Source organism: Bradyrhizobium sp. MI1.4 (genome assembly GCF_055811315.1).
This window is the reverse complement of the sequence record NZ_JBVVPP010000001.1, coordinates 422,239-440,567: the sequence shown is the minus strand read 5'-3', so window position 1 is coordinate 440,567 and position 18,329 is coordinate 422,239. Positions and strand designations below refer to the sequence as shown.

Sequence of the window (18,329 nt, the reverse complement as noted above, 5' to 3'; positions counted from 1 at the left end):
GCACGAGCACTATAGGTTGGGGCAGGAGATTGGGCCAGTTCAGTTCTGGTATTGGCCTGCAGCGGACTTCGGTGCATCGGTACTAGAGAGCCTATGGTCGTGGATTCCGGGAGGAGAGCTTGAAGAACATTCAGATTATAGATCGCGCGGTCAACGCGACGTTCAGCTTGTTTCAAGCGACCGATGATGAGTTCGCTGCTATCTTTCCCGGCCCGGGCCAAGACATGGAGTTGATTGAGGACTTTACCGAACGCGCTGGGGAAGAGCAGGCTTTGCGAATATTGTCGCCCGTATGGGAGCGCCCCATTTTGAAGCGCGATGCGCAAGGTGTCCACGGGACGCTGTACTTCGAGTATGCCGACCGGAGGCAATCTCTTCCGGAATCTAAGAGAGAGGTCGATTGGCCCGATTCTTACGTTAATCTTGCGCAGCGCAAGCTGTTTGCCAGCAAACGTTAGGGCCTGTATCTAACCCTGCGACTCGCGGCGATGTCGGCTTGTAACCCGTTGCAGACGTTCGGACGACCAGCCAGATTATAATTGTGAACAACGTCACAGAGCCGAAGCTTGCCTTTTGGCAAGCTCTACCTACGCTGCGCACATGTTGTTCGGGGCTGCGATGGGCGCGTTTCCCTGCGTTTTATTGGTCTTTTCATCTTGCTTGCTTGCGGATCAGCGGGAGGCGGACCGACGTGCAAGCTGCGCGAGGCTGGTAGCGGCAGTCAATGCGGCACAGTTCGGCCAAGTTTGATCCGAGAGTTCGCTGGCGAATGGGGGCACTGATGGCCAAACTGTATTGGATCTGTGCTGCCGTACTCGGCTGCTTGATGTCGCCTGTGCAAGCTGCCGGTGTTCAGCTTCTGGATACCGATCCAAATCTGGCTGGCGCTATATGGTACCCTTGCGCAGCAGCGGCGCAACGAGTGCCCCTCGGCAAACTCACTGTCCAATTCATTGAATCGATTGAAGGTACGAAGGACTGTCCCGTCACAGGAACGAACTTGCCACTCGTGATCGTCTCGCACGGACGCGGCGGTTGGTTCGGACAACACGATGACACGGTGCAGGCCCTGGCAAACGCTGGATTTGTCGTCGCCTCGATCAACCTTCCGGGTGACAATGGAAACGATTCCTCGCAACGAGACAGCCTTTCCATTCTGGCAACCCGGCCCGCCAGCATTATCCGATTGCTTGATTTCATCTTGAATGACTGGAAAGACCGGGCTGCGATTGATTCCTCCAGGATCGGCTTCTTTGGGTTTTCGCTCGGCGCCTATACCGGATTGGTGTTGGCGGGCGGCAATCCCGATCTCCGGAGATTTGCGCTCTACTGCTCGGACGCGAACCGAACGCGGGCATGCGAGCAACTCCGTAGCGGCGACATACCCAGCAGCTTGCCTCACGAACCTCGTATCCGAGCCGCAGTGCTCGCCGATACGGCAATTAACTTCGCCTTTCCCGCCGACCGCTTGGCAGACATCACAATCCCGCTGCTGATCTGGCGATCAGAGTTTGGCGGCGCAGGCGTAGACCCGAAAAACTCAGCGCTCGTTGCTCAGTCGCTGCCCGGCAAAAAGGAAGTGCGCGTGGTGCCTGCCGGTCATTTTGCTTTCCTGTCGCCATGCACGGCAGAGTTCGCGGAGAAGCTTCCTCGCTTCTGTACTGACCCGCCGGGTTTCGACAGGACGGCATTCCATCGCGAGTTCAACGCCAGCATCATCAATTTCTTTCGAGAGACTCTCGTTCGCCAGGGCGAGAGCCGTTAGCAGCCGATCTATGAGCGCGATGGACGGCCGCATCCTTGGCGGCGATGCGTTCTTCTACTATCTCGCGGCGAGCTCGAAGGCATCGCACTCGCTGGGAAGCGCAGCCTGCGATTGGCGGCATCGCTCAAGCTGATGAGGCGGGCCCAGAACGGTTACTCAGAGATCTCGGATGTCTGCCGAGAGGGTAACGCAGGCCTGACGTGCGACCGCGGCGAGGTCGGCAAGTGAGCCCAAGCTGACGTCTGGCCCAATATCAGCACGTTTGACGAGATCATTAGTTTATGCTTATCATTAGTTGTGGCTAATGATAGATCCGCTACCGTAACGGCAACCCTTCGGCGAAGCATGGCTAAAGACAGCGTGCAACTGGCCGCTCTGGGCAATTCGACCCGCAGACGAATATTCGCATTGCTGGGCGCGCGGCCGCGCACTGTCGTTGAACTCACCCGTGAACTGACTGTCTCCCAGTCAGCCGTCTCTCAGCATCTGAAGGTGCTGCGCGAATCTCATTTGGTTCGTGCCGAGCCGAAGGGAGCCAGCAACATTTATCACATCGATCCAGCGGGGCTCAGCCAGATGCGCGCCTGGCTTGACCGGTTCTGGAGCAGCACACTGGCTGCGTACAAAGTGGCCGTAGAAAAATCAGTGGAGGACCAGAAATGAGCATCCGTGTATCGGCGGCACCCATCAAACAGTCGATCGTGGTTGAGGCGCCTATCGAGCGCGCGTTTAAGGTCTTTACGGAAGACTTCGGCAGCTTCAAACCACGCGAGCACAATCTGCTCTCCGTGCCCATCGCAGAGACCGTGTTCGAGCCCCGGGTCGGCGGTCACATCTATGATCGAGGTGTCGACGGCAGCGAATGCCGCTGCGCGTGTGTTGGCTTTTGAGCCGCCGAATCGCGTGCTTCTAAGCTGGGACATCAGCCCGCGCTGGCAAATCGAAACCGATCCAGACAAGACCAGTGAATGGGAGGTGCGGTTCATTGCCGAGACGCCAAGCCGGACTCGATTGGAACTTGAGCACCGTCACCTCGAACGTCATGGCCAAGGTTGGGAAGGCGTGAGCGAAGGCGTTGAAGGCGATCAGGGTTGGCCGCTCTACCTGAAACGGTTCGCCGAGCGGATAGCCCGCGAGGCATGATATCCGCGTAACCTATGCGACGTGATCGCATTTGCGGAGGTCCTTATGACAGCCTACTGGCTTAGCATTGTCGGGGTGCTTGCCCTTTGCCTCCTGTCAATTTTGCTGGCGGTCTATTCAGGATTCTCCAAAGGCAGGGCCGGGGCACTCTCCGGACCTGTCTTGCCGTTGGATGACGATAACCTGCTGTACCGGATCGATCGCGTCCACATGAACGCAGTGGAGGCGCTGCCGCCTTTTGTCGTCCCGAGTCCTGGCTACGTTGGCAGGGGTAAGACCCGTCACGCTTGCAACGCTTGTATGGGTCTATGTCGCAATTCGTCTGATCCACGTTGCGGTCTATTTGCGCGTGGGTAACGCGGCCAAAGGCGGCAGCGTCAGAACCATTCTCTATGTTTCAGGTGCCCTCGTAACGGTCATCCTCATTGTCGTAACGCCCTGGCAGCCATCCACTAGGGTATCAACGCTGGCCGCCTGACGACAGCGGCTTTTGGCCCGAAGCGAGCGATCTGTGCAATTCGCAAGTTGTGGCCCTGCAGACGTGGGCTGCAGCGTGAAATTCAGCATGATCTGATGAAGCTGCTGAACTGGAAATTCTGTACCGATTGCCACGGCGTCGCGTGCTTATGACGCCGATGATCTGTCAATGTGAAGCCGGCGCCGAGCAGTGCGGTGATGCTGTCAGCGGTGTGACGTGTCACGGGCAAGCCGCTGCATTTCTCCGGACCATCGATTGCGAATGTGCCGATGATGACATGACCGCCAATTTTTACGGTTCTTCGGACGCACGCGACATAAGCCGCTTGTTCTTCCGGCGCGGTGAGAAAATGGAACGCTGCACGGTCGTGCCAGATGTCATAATGGCGCGCTGGCTGCCATGTCGTCACATCGGCGACGGTCCAATGCACGGCGTCGCCAGCGGCACCGAGCCGTGCACGCGAGGCCGCGAGCGCCGCGTCGGACAGATCAAGGACGGTCAGATCTGCATATCCAGCCGCCAGCAGCGCATCGACCAGCCGAGCCGCCCCACCGCCGATGTCAACAATCGGTGAGGTAAGCTCTGCGGCGGCCAGTGCGATCAATTCGAGCGAAGGCGACGGGCTCTCCTGGAACCAGCTTAACTCGCGTTCGCCCTTGCTCTCGTATACGTTCTCCCAATGGGCCGCCCGGCCTGAAATCGTCATGAAACCCGATCCCTTCCATGCTGACCCCGCCAATACTCGACCGCAAGCATTACTCCATCCCTTCAGTGTTCTCGCCCTCGGCGCTCCTGCGTGAAGCGCGGCGACAGCGCGGCCTGCCACGGCAGGATGTCCGGAGGTCTGCATTCTAGACCCGGACGGCGATCTCGTCAGGTGACCCAAGGCGGACCATGACCTGCAAATTCCGAGCTGGCGATCACTTCTAAGATTGCCTCGTTGAGCCGGTTTCCCACGCTACCGGCCCAAATTGATTTAGAAGTGGCCCAAATTCGTTCCTGTATCTGGAACTGAGTATCTGGTTTAGAGTCTCGTGATCGCCGCCCGGTCCTTGGCTTTTATCGGTGACAGAGAGTCCTGCACGCTCCCGCCTTTGACAATCGCGGTGAGCTATGTGTGAGAAATGTGACGAGATCGACCAGCGCATTGCGCGGTACAAGTACATAGCATCACGTATCACCGACCGAATTACGCTCGATGGCATAACTGAATTAATCGAAGCTGCGCCTGCCAAGAAGGCCGCTTTCCATTGCAAACCCGAGCAACAGTGAGGCCGCGTTGAACCTAAACGCCGGCGGTCCGACCAATGTCTACTGGAGGATTGCGGTTTCCAGTTCCAACGTGGCGCCACTGAGCATTATTGGGCTTGGTGGCGTTTTCGTTTAGGCGGAATTTCGAAACTCAGAGCGGCCTATTTCGGCCTCGATAGGGCGCTGGCCTGTTTCCCACCTCAGTGGCCCGGTTTGATTTTAGCCCCGTCCTGCCTTTCTTTGTCGCAATCGCTCAGCTTGTCCAAGGCATCAGTGGCTTAACCCACATATAGGGCGTAGACTCAGCCGATCACCGCCCCGCCATCGGCATCTATCGGTGACTGAGAGTATCGCGCTCCCGCCTCCTACCCGGAGAGCACTATGCGCACCAAAGCCGTACAACCCAAATTGTCGTTGCAGAATAGGCTTATGCTCGAGGCTAACCGCCTCGAAGGCGATGCAAACAGGCTGCCCCATGGCCCCCTTCGGGAAGCCATGATCCGCGCAGCGGGACTAACCGAAAGTGCGCATCGAATCGAGAATTGGCTGTCCTCGGCAAGTCTACGAGCGCCAACGTGACCAACGATCGCTGTCGTATTCATCTTCCTGCATCTCAGCGAGGTCCGAGACGAGCCAGAAAGGGAAGGGCATCCAGGGCAGCCCTGCGGCTTCAGCCGTTATCGCAGCCTGCCGAGCCACAGCGCGGCGAGGGACTGGCGACTGCGCACGGCGAACTTGGCGTAGATCGACTTGACGTGGAAATGCGTGGTGTTCGGACTTTGCTCGAGCTTCTGCGCGATCTGCCTTTCCGTGTCCCCGGCGAGCAGTCCGAGCAACACGCGGCGTTCAGCGGGTGTGAGGGGCGCGTTGGCGATGAGCAGTCCGTGGCTGAGCAATTGTTGACGGTGAAACCATCTCAAGGCGCGCATCACGAAGCCCAGACGCTGGCCGTCCTGTGCCGTAAAGCGGGGTTGCTGCGCATCACGAAATACGAACAGGCGAATCCTCAAATCGTCATTGAGCGCAATGCGCACGGAGATGCTGTCGGCGAAGCCGACGTCCAGATAGTGGCGCCGATAGTGCTTGCCCTTGAACCATTCCGGCGGCAGCGTTTCGAACAGCAGGCGGACGCGGAACGGCTCGTCGCCCGACATTGACAATATCTGGGACAGGTCGACCTCGTCGGACCAGAGCGTATCGTACTGCTTCTGCACGGATGCCGCCACCGCCGGTATCGGGTCCAGCACCCTGACGAGACGCGGACGCCAGCCGAGCAGGGGATCGGTCCGCTTCGGCGAAGGCAATCGCACGACCACGCCCCACAGCACATTGCGTGCCGACAACATGGTGCGCAGTGCGGACAGCAGGTGGGTCAGCGCGGCGTCACTGTCGGCGACCGAGAAGTCGGCCAGCTGATCCCAGAGCGCATAGACGTCTTGATTTAGCGGATCGATGGGATCCGTGGAGAGATGCATGTCATTTCCAGATTGCGCAGGTCGCCGAGCTCAGAGGCGACCCCAGAGGCCTCCGACCTGCGCGAGCATACATAAAGTACAGCGAACCACCTTTCCAGGTAGTTCTCAGATGCACAAAATGGCGCGATATCGGCCCGGTTACCGGGAATACTGATTCTCTCAGCGTAACGAGATTGGGAGATCGACGATGCGTGCAACGACGGGCGCGCGCCGGCCTAAAAGGCCTGGCGAAGGCCGGACGGAGAGGCGACGGCGGCGCGGTTTTTTCCTCGCCCTGTCATCCGCGGTGCTGATTACACTCTCAGCCTTTGCGCAGCATCACCGGCAAGGGTGTCGATCCGCCCCGGGCGTTAGCGTTCCCTGATCAAGCCGCTTTTGTATGCATTTCCGTCGTTCTCCGAAGTTGATCTGCATGGAAATCTCATGATCCGGCCAGCCTGCCGGGTTTCTGATCGGCTCGTCGAGTCAGAAGAGCACGGCATCGTCGCTTTCATCATCTCGGCACTGCATGCGTCGCGGCGCCGCCTGGCGAGCCGCGTCATACGCCAATGTGAGCATTTGCTCGGAAACGAAGCCAAAAAACGTCCGGAGAACAAGAATGGTGACGAGCAGAGCGACGCAAACAAGATTGGCGGCCCGATCCCATGCCCACAATGAAACGGGCTGGCTGCTGGCAGTCGCCGCCGCATTCCTCATCGTGCACGCCGCCGCCTGGATCATCTGCGGACATGTTTCGAGCAACGAGGGCGCGCATTCCCAACCTGAGCCGATATGCCTGTCGTGCGATTGACGGCGCTGCTGGATTGCAAACCGATCCGCGGAGTCGATGCGCCGGCGCTCATAAATCGCAGCGAACCACCTTTCTAGGTAGTTCTCAGACCCCTCGTGTGACGCGATATTCGGCGCGGTGACTGGGAAGACGGATTCTCTCTGCGTAACGACATAGTTGAGCGGGCCTCCGCAGAACTTAAGCGCGTGCAGAACACGTTGCCGATATACCACCCCGCCTCGCAATCGTCGCGCCGTGACGATTGTTTGCCGTTTTCAAGGATCCAGCCATGCAACGCTTTTCTGTTTCGTGCTCCGGTCGCGAGACATTCCCGGTCGTCGACACGGCAAACAAGAGCGTTTCTGGAGTTACGTCATGAAGGTCAAGCTCGGTTCGACGACGCGGCTGCAAAACAGCAGCAGCATTCACAACAAGATGTCAGGTGGGGCAATGTCGGGCTTTGGACGGTTTTCGAACGGACGGGCCGCGCTGCTGGCTTTGGCATCAACCGGATTGGTCGGGATCGCGGTCCCGGCGTTGGGACAGGATGCGACCTGGCTGGCCAACCCTGGCACTGCCGACTACAACACCGCCGCAAACTGGGCCCCGGCGACGGTGCCAGTCGGCACCGCATTGTTTGGCAGCTCGAACACGACCGCGCTGACGCTCTCGGCCGACACCACGGTCGGCGGTTGGACCTTCAGTCCAGGCGCCTCGAACTATGTTCTCGACAACCACAACTTCCTTCAAACTCTCACTTTCAGCGGTGCCGGCATTAGCGTTCAGGGCGGCAGCGCCACGATCACCAACAGCGGCTTCCGGAGCTCCATCGCTTTCAACGGCAGCAGCTCGGCGGGCGGCGCCACCATCACTAACACTGCAAACGGCATCACGATCGGTTTCAACGACAGCAGCACGGCCGGCAGCGCCACCATCATCAACAACAACGGGCTGCAATTCGCTGACACCAGCACAGGCGGCAGCGCCACCATCATCAACAACGGCAGCCTGGAATTCGCTAACTTCGCGACGGGCGGCAACGCCGCCATCACCAACGGCGCTTCGAGCGTTACGGATTTCAGCGACTCGACAGGGCCCAACAATGATCACAAGCTCAGCGCCGGCTCGATCAATGGCGCCGGGCTCTTCAGCCTTGGTCAGAACGAATTGACGGTCGGCGGCAACAACCTCTCCACCAACGTCACCGGTGTCATTGCCGACGGTGGCGCTGTCGGCGGCACCGGCGCCTCACTCGTCAAGGTTGGTACCGGCACGATGACGCTGTCCGCTATCAACACATACACCGGCGCGACCACCGTGAACGGCGGCACGCTGGCGGTCAACGGCGATATCACCTCGGCAAGCGGCGTCATCGTCAACGCCGGCGGCACGCTCGGCGGCATCGGCACGGTCGGCAACACCAACGTCAACGGCGGCACACTGGCGCCTGGCAATTCGATCGGCACGCTGACGGTCAGCGGCAGCCTGACGATGACGGCGGCATCGACCTATCTGGTGCAGATATCGGGCGCATCGAGCGACATGACGGTTGTGACCGGCATCGCCAACCTCGCGGGCAAGGTCACGGTCGATCCGCTGGCGCGCATCAGCGCAACCACCACCTACACCATCATGATCGCGGGCACCGTCAACGGCACCTTCGACACGGCGGGCGTTCTCGCCGGCAACAGTTTCGCCCGCAATGCGCGGGTGAGTTATGTCGGCAACGAGGTCTTTCTGACGGTCGATCCCGGCCTGCTGTCGCCGAACCTGCCCGCCAACGCCAATATCAACCAGAAGAACGTCGCGGCCGGAATCGACAATGCGCTGTTGGCCGGCGCCAACATGCCGGCGGGCTTCAACGCGCTGTTCGCTCTGACCGGCTCCGGTCTCGCCACCGCCCTGACGCAGGTCTCCGGCGAAACCGCGACCGGCTCGCAGCAGTCCACCTTCAATGCGATGAACCTGTTCATGGGCGTGATGACCGATCCGTTCATCGCCGGACGCGGTGACGGTGCAACCGCCGGCGGCAACGCAACCGGTTATGCCGATGAGCAAGCGCTGGCCTATGCCGCGAGGAAGCGCAGCCCGAACGACGCGCTGGCGGCGATCTATACCAAGGCACCAGCTGCGGTGCCGTTCCAGCAGCGCTGGAGCGTGTGGGCGGCCGGCTTCGGCGGCTCGCAGAAAACCGACGGCAACTCGATCGCCGGCTCGAACAACACCAGCAGCAGCCTCTATGGCACCGCTGTCGGCGCCGACTATCGCATCTCGCGCGACACGCTGGTCGGCTTTGCACTTGCCGGCGGCGGCACCAATTTCAGCGTCGTCAACGGTGGCGGCGGACGCTCCGACCTGTTCCAGGCCGGCGCCTTCGTGCGCCACACGGTGGGCGCGGCTTATCTCTCCGGCGCGCTGGCCTATGGTTGGCAGGACATCACCACCGATCGCACCATCACCATCGCCGGCATCGATCGCCTGCGCGCGCAGTTCAATGCCAATGCCTGGTCCGGCCGTGTCGAGAGCGGCTACCGCTTCGTGGTGCCCGTGATCGGCGGGATTGGCTTCACGCCGTATGCGGCAGGCCAGTTCACCACCTTCGACCTGCCGGCCTATGCGGAAGGTGTCGTCTCGGGCGCCAACACCTTTGCACTCGCTTATAATGCGAAGAGCGTGACCGACACCCGCAGCGAACTCGGTCTGCGCGCCGACAAATCCTTTGCCATGCAGAGCGCGATGCTGACGCTGCGCGGCCGCGTGGCCTGGGCGCATGATTTCAATCCCGAGCGCGGCATTGGTGCGACGTTCCAGACGCTGCCGGGCGCCAGCTTCTTCGTCAACGGCGCGGCGCAGGCTTCCGAGTCCGCGCTGGTCACGGCATCCGCCGAAACCAGATGGATGAACGGCTGGTCGACCGCCGCGACATTCGAAGGCGAGTTCTCCAGCGTGACGCGCAGCTACGCCGGCAAGGGCGTGGTGCGATATGCGTGGTGAACCCCTCGGGGGCAGCGGTGCCGTCGGAGATGGTCAAGCAGCGCCATGACATGATGACGCTCGGCATGAACTACAAATTCGACTGAACTCCGTTCGCGGAACGGACCGCTTCGACGTCGTCACCGCGCCGGACACGCCGCTCCGGTCTTCACCCAGGCCTCCACCAGCGCGCCGGCCTGCTGTTGCGTGCCCGGCACGGGCGAGCGGCCGAAGCCGGGCTTCCAGGCCCAGCCGACGAGGGTGTCCTTGCCGATATGGTCGATCAGGTCTTCCACCTTGCGGCCGCCATTGCGCGCGGGATCCCTGATCTGCTCGCAGATCTCGCCAACGGTCTTGCCCTCCCAGGCCATCTCGCGCGGGGCCAGATGCCAGTCGGGATGGCCGGGCATGCGGCCGGGCTCGAAATTGGCCTTCTGGTGGCAGGTGTTGCAGCGCATCGCCTCGAGCCCGTGGCCGTCGGCGCCGCGCGTGACCGGCGGCTGATGCAGGCGGGCACTGTCGCCCTGGTGCGGCCTGTCGCCGGCCGGATGACAATTGGTGCAGCGCGGATGCGTCAGCACCTTGCCGAGCTCGGTGAAGATTGCGGCCGAACGCTTCTCCGTGTCGCCGATCGAAGCAAAGCTCTCGGGCGAGGCGAGGGCGTGGCTTGCCGTCTCCGACGCCGCGTAGCCCGCACCGAGACTGCCGGCGAGCGCGGCGACCACGGCAATCATCTTGAACCGCACGTCGGAGATCATGATGCGTGTCACTTGGTGGCCATGAGGTAGCGCTTCGAGTCGGCGAGGATCACGTCGCGCACCGCCTCGTGATATTTGACGTAGCCGGTGCAGCGACAGAGATGACCGTCGAGCGCGTCAGCGATGGTCTGCTCCAGCGCCTCGCGCGCGACCGGTGTCCGCGACAGGCGCTCCAGCAAGACCTGGCCCTCATTGAGGAAACCGGCGGTGCAATAGCCGCACTGAAAGGCGAAATGCGCGATGAAGGCCTTTTGCAGGGTCGAGAGCTCGCCGTCCTTGGCGTGGCCCTCGACGGTGCGGATCGACTTGCCGTCGAAATTCACGGCGGGCGCGACGCAGGTCGGGCTGGTGGTGCTGGTGCCGTCGGGCGCATCGACAATGACGGCGCAGCTCAGGCATTGCGCGGCGCCGCAGCCGAACTTGGTGCCGGTCATGCCCAGCATCTCGCGCAGAAAATCATTCATCGAGAGATCGTCGCGGACGTCCATCGGACCGTGCTTCTGGCCGTTGATGGTGAGGCTGAGGGTCGTCACGCGAGCACTCCCTTCAATAGGCTTGCGGTGACCGGCAGCGCGCGGAAGCGATGGCCGGTGGCGTCGTGGATGGCGTTGATCAGCGCCGGCACGATCGGGATCATCACGACCTCCGCCATTCCCTTCGGCGCTTCGTCTGGTACTAGCGGCTTCAGCATCTCGATCTCGAGATCGCGGAGCGGCAGGTCGGAGCCGCGTGCGACCAGATAGCGCCCGAGATTCCATTCGCCGTTGCCCGGTCCGCCCTCGAACGGGGGCAGGGTTTCAAGCAGCGCGTAGCCGACGCCCATGGCGAAGCCGCCCTGGGCCTGGCCCATCACCACCTCGGGCACTAGCGCGGTGCCGCATTCGAGCACGCTATAGGCCTTGGCGATGCGCAAGCTCCCGGTTGCGCGCTCGATCTCGACGCGGACGACCGTGCCGCACATCGAGGTGTAGGCGGTGCCGATCCGGTTGTTGTCGGTCGGCGGAAACTTGACGCTGGTGCGGTTGATCCGCTCGAACTTGCCGTTGCCTTTGCGGATCGCCAGCGCGTCGATCTCGGCACGGTATTGCTCGCCGGACAGCGGGAAGCGTGCCCGCGACCACGCCCAACGCGAGAAGCTGTGCGCAACCGCGCCGGTGACGAAGCCGCGCGAATGAGCCGTCGCCGCGAGCGCAGGGAGGCCGAGCGGTTCGAGCCCGGGCATGGTGAGCTGGCCGTTCTGCCAGCTTGCGCTGGCCCATTGCCCCGCGCGCGGATCGGTCTTTGCGATGCGCCACAGCTCAAGCGCGGCGGGCCACAGGCCGAAGCGGAAAATGACGCGGGCGGCTTCCGCGGCGGAATGCGTGCCGACATGGGCGCCGATCGAGGAGCTTGTCGGCGAGCTGATCGCGGGCACCCAGCGGGGGTTTTTCTCCGCGGCATCCTGGGTCTTCTGGTCCATGGTGGAGGGATCGCCGGATGTGACCAGCCCGAGCACGTCATAGCTGTCGACGCGGGCGACCGAGACCTCGTCGGCGATGGCGCCGAGATGGCTTGCGACCCGGTTCGCCAGCGCCGTCCCGATGCCGTTGCCCATCTCGACATGATCGCAGAAGATCACGATCTTGCCGTCAGGTCCAAGCTCGACACGGCCGAGCGAGCCGTCCGCACCGGAGCCATAGTCTTTCGTCACGCAGGCAACGCCGGTGCCGACCAGCCGATCCGACGAGGTCTGTTTGAACTGCGCCCGCTGCTGCCAGATCGGGTGCTTCTCGAGCTTGTCGAGGATTTCGGGCGTGCGCACCGAGACGATGTAGGGATTGCCCGTCATGGTCCGGCCGTTCTGGGGCAGCGCGTTGCGCCGCCGGAAATCGATCGGATCGCGCTTGAGCTCGGACGCGGCTTCGTCGATCAGGACCTCCAGCGCCGTCATGGCTTGCAGGATGCCGTAGCCCCGCATCGAGCCCGCGCTCACGCCGCGCGAGTGCACCGCGACGGTCCTGACGTCGACCTTCGGAATGTCGTAGATGCCGATCGCGCCGGTGCCTGCGACGATGGCGACGCTGGCCGAGAAATGGGCGAGCCCGCCGCCGTCAAGCACGTGATCGGCAGCGAACGCCTTGATCTTGCCGGTCGCGCGATCGATGCCGATGCGCGAGCGCATCTTGATCGCGTGGCGTTTGATGCCGGCCTGAAATTGCTGGTAGCGGTCATGCGCCAGCCGCACCGGCTTGCCGGGAAAGCAGACCGCCGCGAGCGCAACATAGAGAATGAAGGGCGTGTGATCGCGGCCACCGAAGCCGCCGCCGACGTGGGCGAACTGCGCGTTGATGTGCGCCGGCTTGTAGGGCGCGCGGGCCTTGCCGAACAGATGCGCGATCGACTCCGCCGCCTCGTAAGGTGACTGGACGCCAAGCAGCAGTTCGAGATTGCCGCCCTTGCCGTCGTACCAGGCGAGCCCGCATTCCGGCTCCAGGAACATCGGGTCGACCGATTGCGTCTCGAACTCGCGGTCGAGCACCAGCATCGAGGCGTCATCCGCGGCAAGCTCGGCACGGATCTGCTCGCCATGTTTCGCCGCCTTGGCGTAATCCGCCGGCATGTCCTTCGCGAGCGGCGACCACACCGGCAGCGCCGCGCTCTGCACCTTGTTGGGCGAGACCCAGCCGGCCTGGAGCGGCGAATAGACATCCGGTTTGTCAGGCGAGGGGCCTGCCACGCGGGTGAAGCGGAAGGCCCCGTAATCGGGCACCACGACAGGCCCGGTCTCCTCGCCGAATTGGACGAACGTGCCGTCGCGCAGCGCGAGACGCGCCTGGTCGAAGGCGTCGAACTTTTCGAAGATCAAAAGCGCGACCGGCTGCCCGAGATAAAGCGGCGTCTTGCCGATCGGACAGAACAGGTCGCCCGCATAGAATTCCGGCACCTGCGTCCCGATCCGGTCGAGATCGGCGGCAGTCACCACCACCGACGGCTTGAGCGCGCCGCCGAGGCGGCCGAGGTCCAGCCCGGTGTAGACATGCGTGGCGTCGTTGGCGCGGACCAGGATGGCGTGCGAGGTGGCTTGCGGCCAGCCCGCCAGATCGTTGGCGCGGAAGTCGGAGGCGTAAAGCTTTGCGCCCGTGACCTTGGCGACGCCGTCGACGCGGCCGGCGCCCGTTGTCGCAGGATTGAACTTGCCGCGTCCAGGCAGCGTCTCGTGCGCTGCGAAGGGCACGCCCGCTGCGGACGCCAGATGTGACAGGCTGACCGAGATGCCTCCCGCCGACAACCACTTCACGAACTCGCGTCGCGAAGGCCCCATGATCATATCCTTGTACAGAGTTTCGAGAACATCGGGATGCGGCCAGCATGTGATGTCCAGAGGGCATAGGCGAGCACCAGTGCGAATCCGTCACGATGCATCATGCGACGATAGAACGGGTGAGGAGGTTTACAACCGATGAATGTAGTGCGCTCGCAGATCGAATTGTGGTTTGGTGCTTGCTTTAAAGTCGAATCGAACGGAAGACGGTCCGGCAACAGGGGGCGCAATTCAAATGCAGCAGGATCCGAACGGTGCGTCTTCAGTCACCAGCACCATGGGCACGACGACATTGTCGCGCCGTCAATTGCTGGATTGCGGTCTCAAAGCGGGCGCGTTGTCGTTGTTCGCAGGTGCCGCAAATGCCCAGCACGCCGCGCACGACCATGCGGGCATGTCCCACACCGCGGACATGTCGCCGACCATGGGAATGATCGCTGATACGCCCGTTCCCGCCATGGATCAGCCGCTGGTCGAGCCCGAGGTGCGGCGGTCCGTCAATGGCGTGCTGAGCACGACCTTGCGCGTCGGCTATGCCTATCGCCAGATCGGCGGCGTTCGGCTCTATGTCAGATCCTATGAAGGCGGCAGCCCCGGACCGACCTTGCGCATGAAGCCCGGCGACACGCTGCGCATCAAGATGATCAACGATCTGCCGCCGAACCGCGATGGATTGCCGGCCGACATCAGCCATCCGCACCAGTTCAACAACACCAATTTCCATTTCCACGGCGCGCATACCAGCCCGAGCGGAATTTCCGACAACGTCATGCGCTCGATGGCGCCGGGCCGCAGCTACAACATCGAAATCACCCTGCCGGCCGATCACACCAGGGGCACCTACTGGTATCACCCGCATCACCACGGCAGCGCCGACATCCAGATGTCCTCCGGCATGGTCGGCGCGATCGTCATCGAGGGCGATTTCGCCGACGTTCCAGAGATCGCGACCGCCCGCGAACGCCTCATGGTGCTCACCCAGGTGGTCTACGATGCCAACGGCATGGTCGAGAATTTCGAGACGCTGTTTCCCGAGACCGCGACGCGCTTTCTCGCCATCAATGGCCAGCGCCGGCCAATGATCGAGATGCGGCCCGGCGAGGTGCAGCGCTGGCGCATCCTCAATGCCGCCTACCAGGACGACATGCTGCTCGATCTCGAGAAGCACGATCTGCAAGCGATCGCCTATGACGGCATCCAGCTCGGCGCCATGCAGCCGCTCAAGCAGGTCCTGATCGCGCCCGGCCAGCGCGCCGACATTCTGGTGAAAGCAGGGAGCCCCGGCACCTACGCCTTCAACGCGGCGCAGTACGACCAGGGCCATCCTTCGCCGGTGGGACCGCTGGCGCGGGTCGTGGTGTCAGGCGCGCCGATGGACATGAAGCTGCCGCGCGCTTTGCCGCCGGCGCCGCTCGCGACCATCAAGGACTCCGAGATCACCAACCGTCGCAAGGTGGTGCTGTCGGCCACCGCGCCGGAGGCCGACGCCGCCGGCCATTGGCAGGAATTCGAGTTCTTCGTCGACGGCAAGAAGTTCGACCCCAGCCGTATCGATCAGCGGGTGAAGCTCGGCGCGGTCGAGGAGTGGACCATCGTCAACACGCATGAGCATGACGACCACGTGTTCCACATCCATACCAACCCGTTCCAGGTGATCTCGGCCAATGGCAAGCCGCTGGCGGTGCCGGAATGGCGGGATTCCGTGATCGTGGAGCGCAAGGGCGGCGTGGTCGTGTTCCGCTCCCGCTTCATCGATTTCACCGGCGTCTACATGCTCCACTGCCACATGATGAACCATGAGGAGATGGGCATGATGCAGACCGTGGAGGTCTACAAGGCCTAAGCTGCGGGTCGAATTGCGCGAATTCGGCGGCGCGCGGGGCTGATCCGGGTCCGGCCGGGCTTCCCCTGGCGGCCCGCATGGCCTATGACGCTGCAACGCAACAATCCCCCAAAAAGACCCCATGATCCGCCTCGACAACGTCAGCAAGCAAGCCGGCCACCAGATCCTGTTCATCGAAGCGTCCGCCGCCCTCAACAAGGGCGAGAAGATCGGCCTCGTCGGCCCGAACGGCGCCGGCAAGACCACGCTCTTCCGGATGATCGCCGGCGAGGAACCGCCCGACGAGGGGCAGGTCTCGACCGATCGCGGCATCACCATCGGCTATTTCAACCAGGACGTCGGCGAGATGGCCGGCCGCAGCGCCGTGGCCGAGGTCATGGACGGGGCTGGGCCGGTGAGTGCGGTGGCGGCCGAGCTGCACGAGCTCGAGACCGCGATGGCCGATCCTGATAAGGCCGACCAGATGGACGAGATCATCGCCCGCTACGGCGAGGTGCAGCACGCGTTCGAGGAGCTCGACGGCTACGCGCTCGACGGCCGTGCGCGCGAGGCGCTGTCCGGCCTCGGCTTCAGCCAGGAGATGATGGACGGCGACGTCGGCAAGCTCTCCGGCGGCTGGAAGATGCGCGTGGCGCTGGCCCGCATCCTCTTGATGCGTCCCGACGTCATGCTGCTCGACGAGCCGAGCAACCATCTCGATCTCGAAAGCCTGATCTGGCTGGAGAAGTTCTTGCACGATTACGAAGGCACGCTGCTGATGACCTCGCACGATCGCGAGTTCATCAACCGCGTGATTTCGAAGGTGGTCGAGATCGATTCCGGTTCGCTCACCACCTACGCCGGCAATTACGAGTTCTACGAGCAGCAGCGGGCGCTGAGCGAGAAGCAGCAGCAGGCGCAATTCGAGCGCCAGCAGGCCATGCTCGCCAAGGAGATCAAGTTCATCGAGCGGTTCAAGGCGCGCGCATCTCATGCGGCTCAGGTCCAGAGCCGGGTGAAGAAGCTCGACAAGATCGAGCGGGTCGAGCCGCCGCGCCGCCGCCAGACGGTGGCGTTCGACTTTCCGCCGGCGCCGCGCTCCGGCGAGGACGTCGTCGCGCTCAAGAAGGTTTTCAAGGGCTACGGCAGCAAGCGGATTTATGACGGGCTCGATTTCATGATCCGCCGCAGGGAGCGCTGGTGCGTGATGGGCGTCAACGGCGCCGGCAAATCGACGCTGCTCAAGCTCGTTGCGGGTGCGAGCGAGCCGGACGACGGCACCGTGGCGGTCGGCGGCAGCGTCAAGATGGGCTATTTCGCGCAGCATGCGATGGATTTGCTCGACGGCGAACAGACGGTGTTCGAGTCACTCGAATATGCGTTTCCGACCGCGGGGCAGGGCTCCCTGCGCGCGCTCGCCGGCTGCTTCGGCTTCTCCGGCGACGACGTCGAGAAGCGCTGCCGCGTGCTGTCGGGCGGCGAGAAGGCGCGCCTCGTGATGGCGAAGATGCTGTTCGATCCTCCGAACTTTCTGGTGCTGGACGAGCCGACCAACCATCTCGACCTCGCCACCAAGGAGATGCTGATCGCGGCGCTGTCGGATTTCGAGGGCACCATGCTGTTCGTCTCGCATGACCGGCATTTTCTCAGCGTCCTGTCGAACCGCGTGCTGGAGCTGACGCCCGAGGGCATCCACCAGTTCGGCGGTGGCTACACCGAATATGTCGCGCGCACGGGGCAGGAAGCGCCGGGATTGCGGTCGTAGTGATCGGCGGTAGCCCGGATGGAGCGTAAGCGTGATCCGGGATTCGAGCGGCGCGGGCAGACGTACGATGCGGGTGGTCCGGCCCCGGATTGCGCTTCGCTCCATCCGGGCTACAGGAGCCCATTGAAATCTTGTAGCCCGGATGGAGCGTAAGCGTAATTCGGGTCAGTCTTCGCGTTCGCCGAAGGTGCCAGCAATCTCTCCAGATCCTCCCCAATCAAGCGGAAGCAGGCCTTCGCGGACGTAGCGATGGAGCGAGGAATACGGCCAGTCGATCGGTGATGCGACAAGACCGTGTTTGACTGGATTGTAATGGATGTAGTCGGCGCAGCGTTCGAAGTCGGCGTCGTCGCGAATGGTGTGCTCCCAAAACCGCCTTTGCCACAGAGAGAACTCCCCTCGATGGTTGCGGGAGATGGGAGCGCCTGAAGCGGCGAGTTGATGCGTGAAGGAGCTCTTGATCCGCCGCCATCGGCCGGGAAAATCAGCGTCATTGTCCGGCAGCGTCATGATGACGTGCAGATGATCGGGGAGGACCACGATTGCATCGATCGTGAATGGCCTGTCGGCGCGCGTCATACGAAATGCGCCGCGCAGCTTGTGAACATGATCCACCAACGCGGATGATCGTCGATCATCCAGCGTCACTGTGAAGAAGAAGGTCCCACCTGGGAGAAGATTGCGCCGATAGCGAACCACGCGAGCACCTTCCCGGATTACGCTTCGCTCCATCCGGGCTACAGCCGGATCGAGAGATTTGCAATCCATTCGCTTGCTTGCACGTTTCAGGGGCTCTCGCTACGCTGCTTCAAAAGGCGGGGGCGAAATA

General features: G+C 62.5%; 16 protein-coding genes. 10 read left to right on the top strand and 6 right to left on the bottom strand.

The genetic code is table 11. The features are described from left to right. Positions 1-119: 119 nt before the first annotated feature. The 6 genes from AC0L23_RS02220 (at position 120) to AC0L23_RS02195 (ending at position 3,386) form a co-directional block, all read left to right on the top strand. Positions 120-458 carry a hypothetical protein gene (locus AC0L23_RS02220; RefSeq protein ID WP_085352988.1) on the top strand — a complete coding sequence of 113 codons (339 nt, stop codon included), beginning with the start codon at positions 120-122 and terminating at the stop codon, positions 456-458. A 323-nt stretch (positions 459-781) separates the two neighbouring features. Then, positions 782-1,765, top strand: coding sequence for an alpha/beta hydrolase family protein (locus AC0L23_RS02215; protein ID WP_026233144.1), 984 nt, complete (start codon positions 782-784; stop codon positions 1,763-1,765). A 345-nt stretch (positions 1,766-2,110) separates the two neighbouring features. Further along, a complete protein-coding gene (locus AC0L23_RS02210; protein WP_085352989.1) occupies positions 2,111-2,428 on the top strand; it encodes an ArsR/SmtB family transcription factor in 318 nt (105 codons plus the stop codon). Further along, positions 2,425-2,655 carry an SRPBCC family protein gene (locus tag AC0L23_RS02205; protein ID WP_317244438.1) on the top strand — a complete coding sequence of 77 codons (231 nt, stop codon included), beginning with the start codon at positions 2,425-2,427 and terminating at the stop codon, positions 2,653-2,655. Before AC0L23_RS02210 ends, AC0L23_RS02205 begins: the two co-directional genes overlap by 4 nt. Continuing rightward, on the top strand, positions 2,603-2,908 hold the full coding sequence (locus tag AC0L23_RS02200; protein WP_317244437.1) for an SRPBCC domain-containing protein: 306 nt from the start codon (positions 2,603-2,605) through the stop codon (positions 2,906-2,908). Before AC0L23_RS02205 ends, AC0L23_RS02200 begins: the two co-directional genes overlap by 53 nt. A 238-nt stretch (positions 2,909-3,146) precedes the next feature. Next, positions 3,147-3,386 carry an MAPEG family protein gene (locus AC0L23_RS02195; protein WP_317244436.1) on the top strand — a complete coding sequence of 80 codons (240 nt, stop codon included), beginning with the start codon at positions 3,147-3,149 and terminating at the stop codon, positions 3,384-3,386. Between the two features lie 82 nt (positions 3,387-3,468). Here the strand turns inward: AC0L23_RS02195 and AC0L23_RS02190 are convergent, their stop codons facing one another. Both AC0L23_RS02190 and AC0L23_RS02185 read right to left on the bottom strand, forming a co-directional pair. Continuing rightward, complete coding sequence (locus AC0L23_RS02190) at positions 3,469-4,092, bottom strand: class I SAM-dependent methyltransferase (RefSeq protein ID WP_085352991.1); 624 nt, start codon at positions 4,090-4,092, stop codon at positions 3,469-3,471. A gap of 1,222 nt (positions 4,093-5,314) precedes the next feature. Next, entirely contained in the window at positions 5,315-6,112 is a 798-nt protein-coding gene (locus tag AC0L23_RS02185) for a helix-turn-helix transcriptional regulator (RefSeq protein WP_085352993.1), read from the bottom strand. 423 nt (positions 6,113-6,535) lie between these two features. Here AC0L23_RS02185 and AC0L23_RS02180 point away from each other — a divergent pair, with 423 nt between their 5' ends. After that, positions 6,536-6,769 (top strand): hypothetical protein, encoded by a 234-nt coding sequence (locus AC0L23_RS02180; RefSeq protein WP_143274232.1) that lies wholly within the window; start codon positions 6,536-6,538, stop codon positions 6,767-6,769. Positions 6,770-7,256: 487 nt separating this feature from the next. Beyond that, positions 7,257-9,875 carry an autotransporter outer membrane beta-barrel domain-containing protein gene (locus AC0L23_RS02175; protein ID WP_473356762.1) on the top strand — a complete coding sequence of 873 codons (2,619 nt, stop codon included), beginning with the start codon at positions 7,257-7,259 and terminating at the stop codon, positions 9,873-9,875. A gap of 119 nt (positions 9,876-9,994) precedes the next feature. On the opposite strand, the gene AC0L23_RS02170 is transcribed toward AC0L23_RS02175, so the two are convergent. The 3 genes from AC0L23_RS02170 to AC0L23_RS02160 are packed head-to-tail and all read right to left on the bottom strand — an operon-like array spanning position 9,995 to position 13,913. Further along, positions 9,995-10,612 carry an Isoquinoline 1-oxidoreductase subunit gene (locus AC0L23_RS02170; protein WP_085352997.1) on the bottom strand — a complete coding sequence of 206 codons (618 nt, stop codon included), beginning with the start codon at positions 10,610-10,612 and terminating at the stop codon, positions 9,995-9,997. Between the two features lie 8 nt (positions 10,613-10,620). After that, positions 10,621-11,145: a (2Fe-2S)-binding protein gene (locus AC0L23_RS02165; RefSeq protein WP_007591800.1), complete on the bottom strand. Its 525-nt coding sequence runs from the start codon at positions 11,143-11,145 to the stop codon at positions 10,621-10,623. Next, a complete protein-coding gene (locus tag AC0L23_RS02160) occupies positions 11,142-13,913 on the bottom strand; it encodes a xanthine dehydrogenase family protein molybdopterin-binding subunit (RefSeq protein ID WP_085384033.1) in 2,772 nt (923 codons plus the stop codon). Before AC0L23_RS02160 ends, AC0L23_RS02165 begins: the two co-directional genes overlap by 4 nt. Before the next feature lie 235 nt (positions 13,914-14,148). Here AC0L23_RS02160 and AC0L23_RS02155 point away from each other — a divergent pair, with 235 nt between their 5' ends. Both AC0L23_RS02155 and AC0L23_RS02150 read left to right on the top strand, forming a co-directional pair. Beyond that, a complete protein-coding gene (locus AC0L23_RS02155; RefSeq protein WP_085362182.1) occupies positions 14,149-15,756 on the top strand; it encodes a multicopper oxidase family protein in 1,608 nt (535 codons plus the stop codon). A 121-nt stretch (positions 15,757-15,877) separates the two neighbouring features. Then, positions 15,878-17,500 (top strand): ABC-F family ATP-binding cassette domain-containing protein, encoded by a 1,623-nt coding sequence (locus AC0L23_RS02150; RefSeq protein WP_085384027.1) that lies wholly within the window; start codon positions 15,878-15,880, stop codon positions 17,498-17,500. Between the two features lie 165 nt (positions 17,501-17,665). On the opposite strand, the gene AC0L23_RS02145 is transcribed toward AC0L23_RS02150, so the two are convergent. Then, on the bottom strand, positions 17,666-18,199 hold the full coding sequence (locus AC0L23_RS02145; protein WP_085353002.1) for an REP-associated tyrosine transposase: 534 nt from the start codon (positions 18,197-18,199) through the stop codon (positions 17,666-17,668). Positions 18,200-18,329: the final 130 nt, after the last annotated feature.

Coding starts and splice junctions, on each gene's coding strand:
- AC0L23_RS02215 (WP_026233144.1), top strand. CDS start 782: ATGGCCAAACTGTATTGGATCTGTGCTGCCGTACTCGGCTGCTTGATG.
- AC0L23_RS02160 (WP_085384033.1), bottom strand. CDS start 13,913: ATGGGGCCTTCGCGACGCGAGTTCGTGAAGTGGTTGTCGGCGGGAGGC.
- AC0L23_RS02170 (WP_085352997.1), bottom strand. CDS start 10,612: ATGATCTCCGACGTGCGGTTCAAGATGATTGCCGTGGTCGCCGCGCTC.
- AC0L23_RS02200 (WP_317244437.1), top strand. CDS start 2,603: ATGATCGAGGTGTCGACGGCAGCGAATGCCGCTGCGCGTGTGTTGGCT.
- AC0L23_RS02180 (WP_143274232.1), top strand. CDS start 6,536: ATGATCCGGCCAGCCTGCCGGGTTTCTGATCGGCTCGTCGAGTCAGAA.
- AC0L23_RS02190 (WP_085352991.1), bottom strand. CDS start 4,092: ATGACGATTTCAGGCCGGGCGGCCCATTGGGAGAACGTATACGAGAGC.
- AC0L23_RS02175 (WP_473356762.1), top strand. CDS start 7,257: ATGAAGGTCAAGCTCGGTTCGACGACGCGGCTGCAAAACAGCAGCAGC.
- AC0L23_RS02185 (WP_085352993.1), bottom strand. CDS start 6,112: ATGCATCTCTCCACGGATCCCATCGATCCGCTAAATCAAGACGTCTAT.
- AC0L23_RS02155 (WP_085362182.1), top strand. CDS start 14,149: ATGCAGCAGGATCCGAACGGTGCGTCTTCAGTCACCAGCACCATGGGC.
- AC0L23_RS02210 (WP_085352989.1), top strand. CDS start 2,111: ATGGCTAAAGACAGCGTGCAACTGGCCGCTCTGGGCAATTCGACCCGC.
- AC0L23_RS02205 (WP_317244438.1), top strand. CDS start 2,425: ATGAGCATCCGTGTATCGGCGGCACCCATCAAACAGTCGATCGTGGTT.
- AC0L23_RS02150 (WP_085384027.1), top strand. CDS start 15,878: ATGATCCGCCTCGACAACGTCAGCAAGCAAGCCGGCCACCAGATCCTG.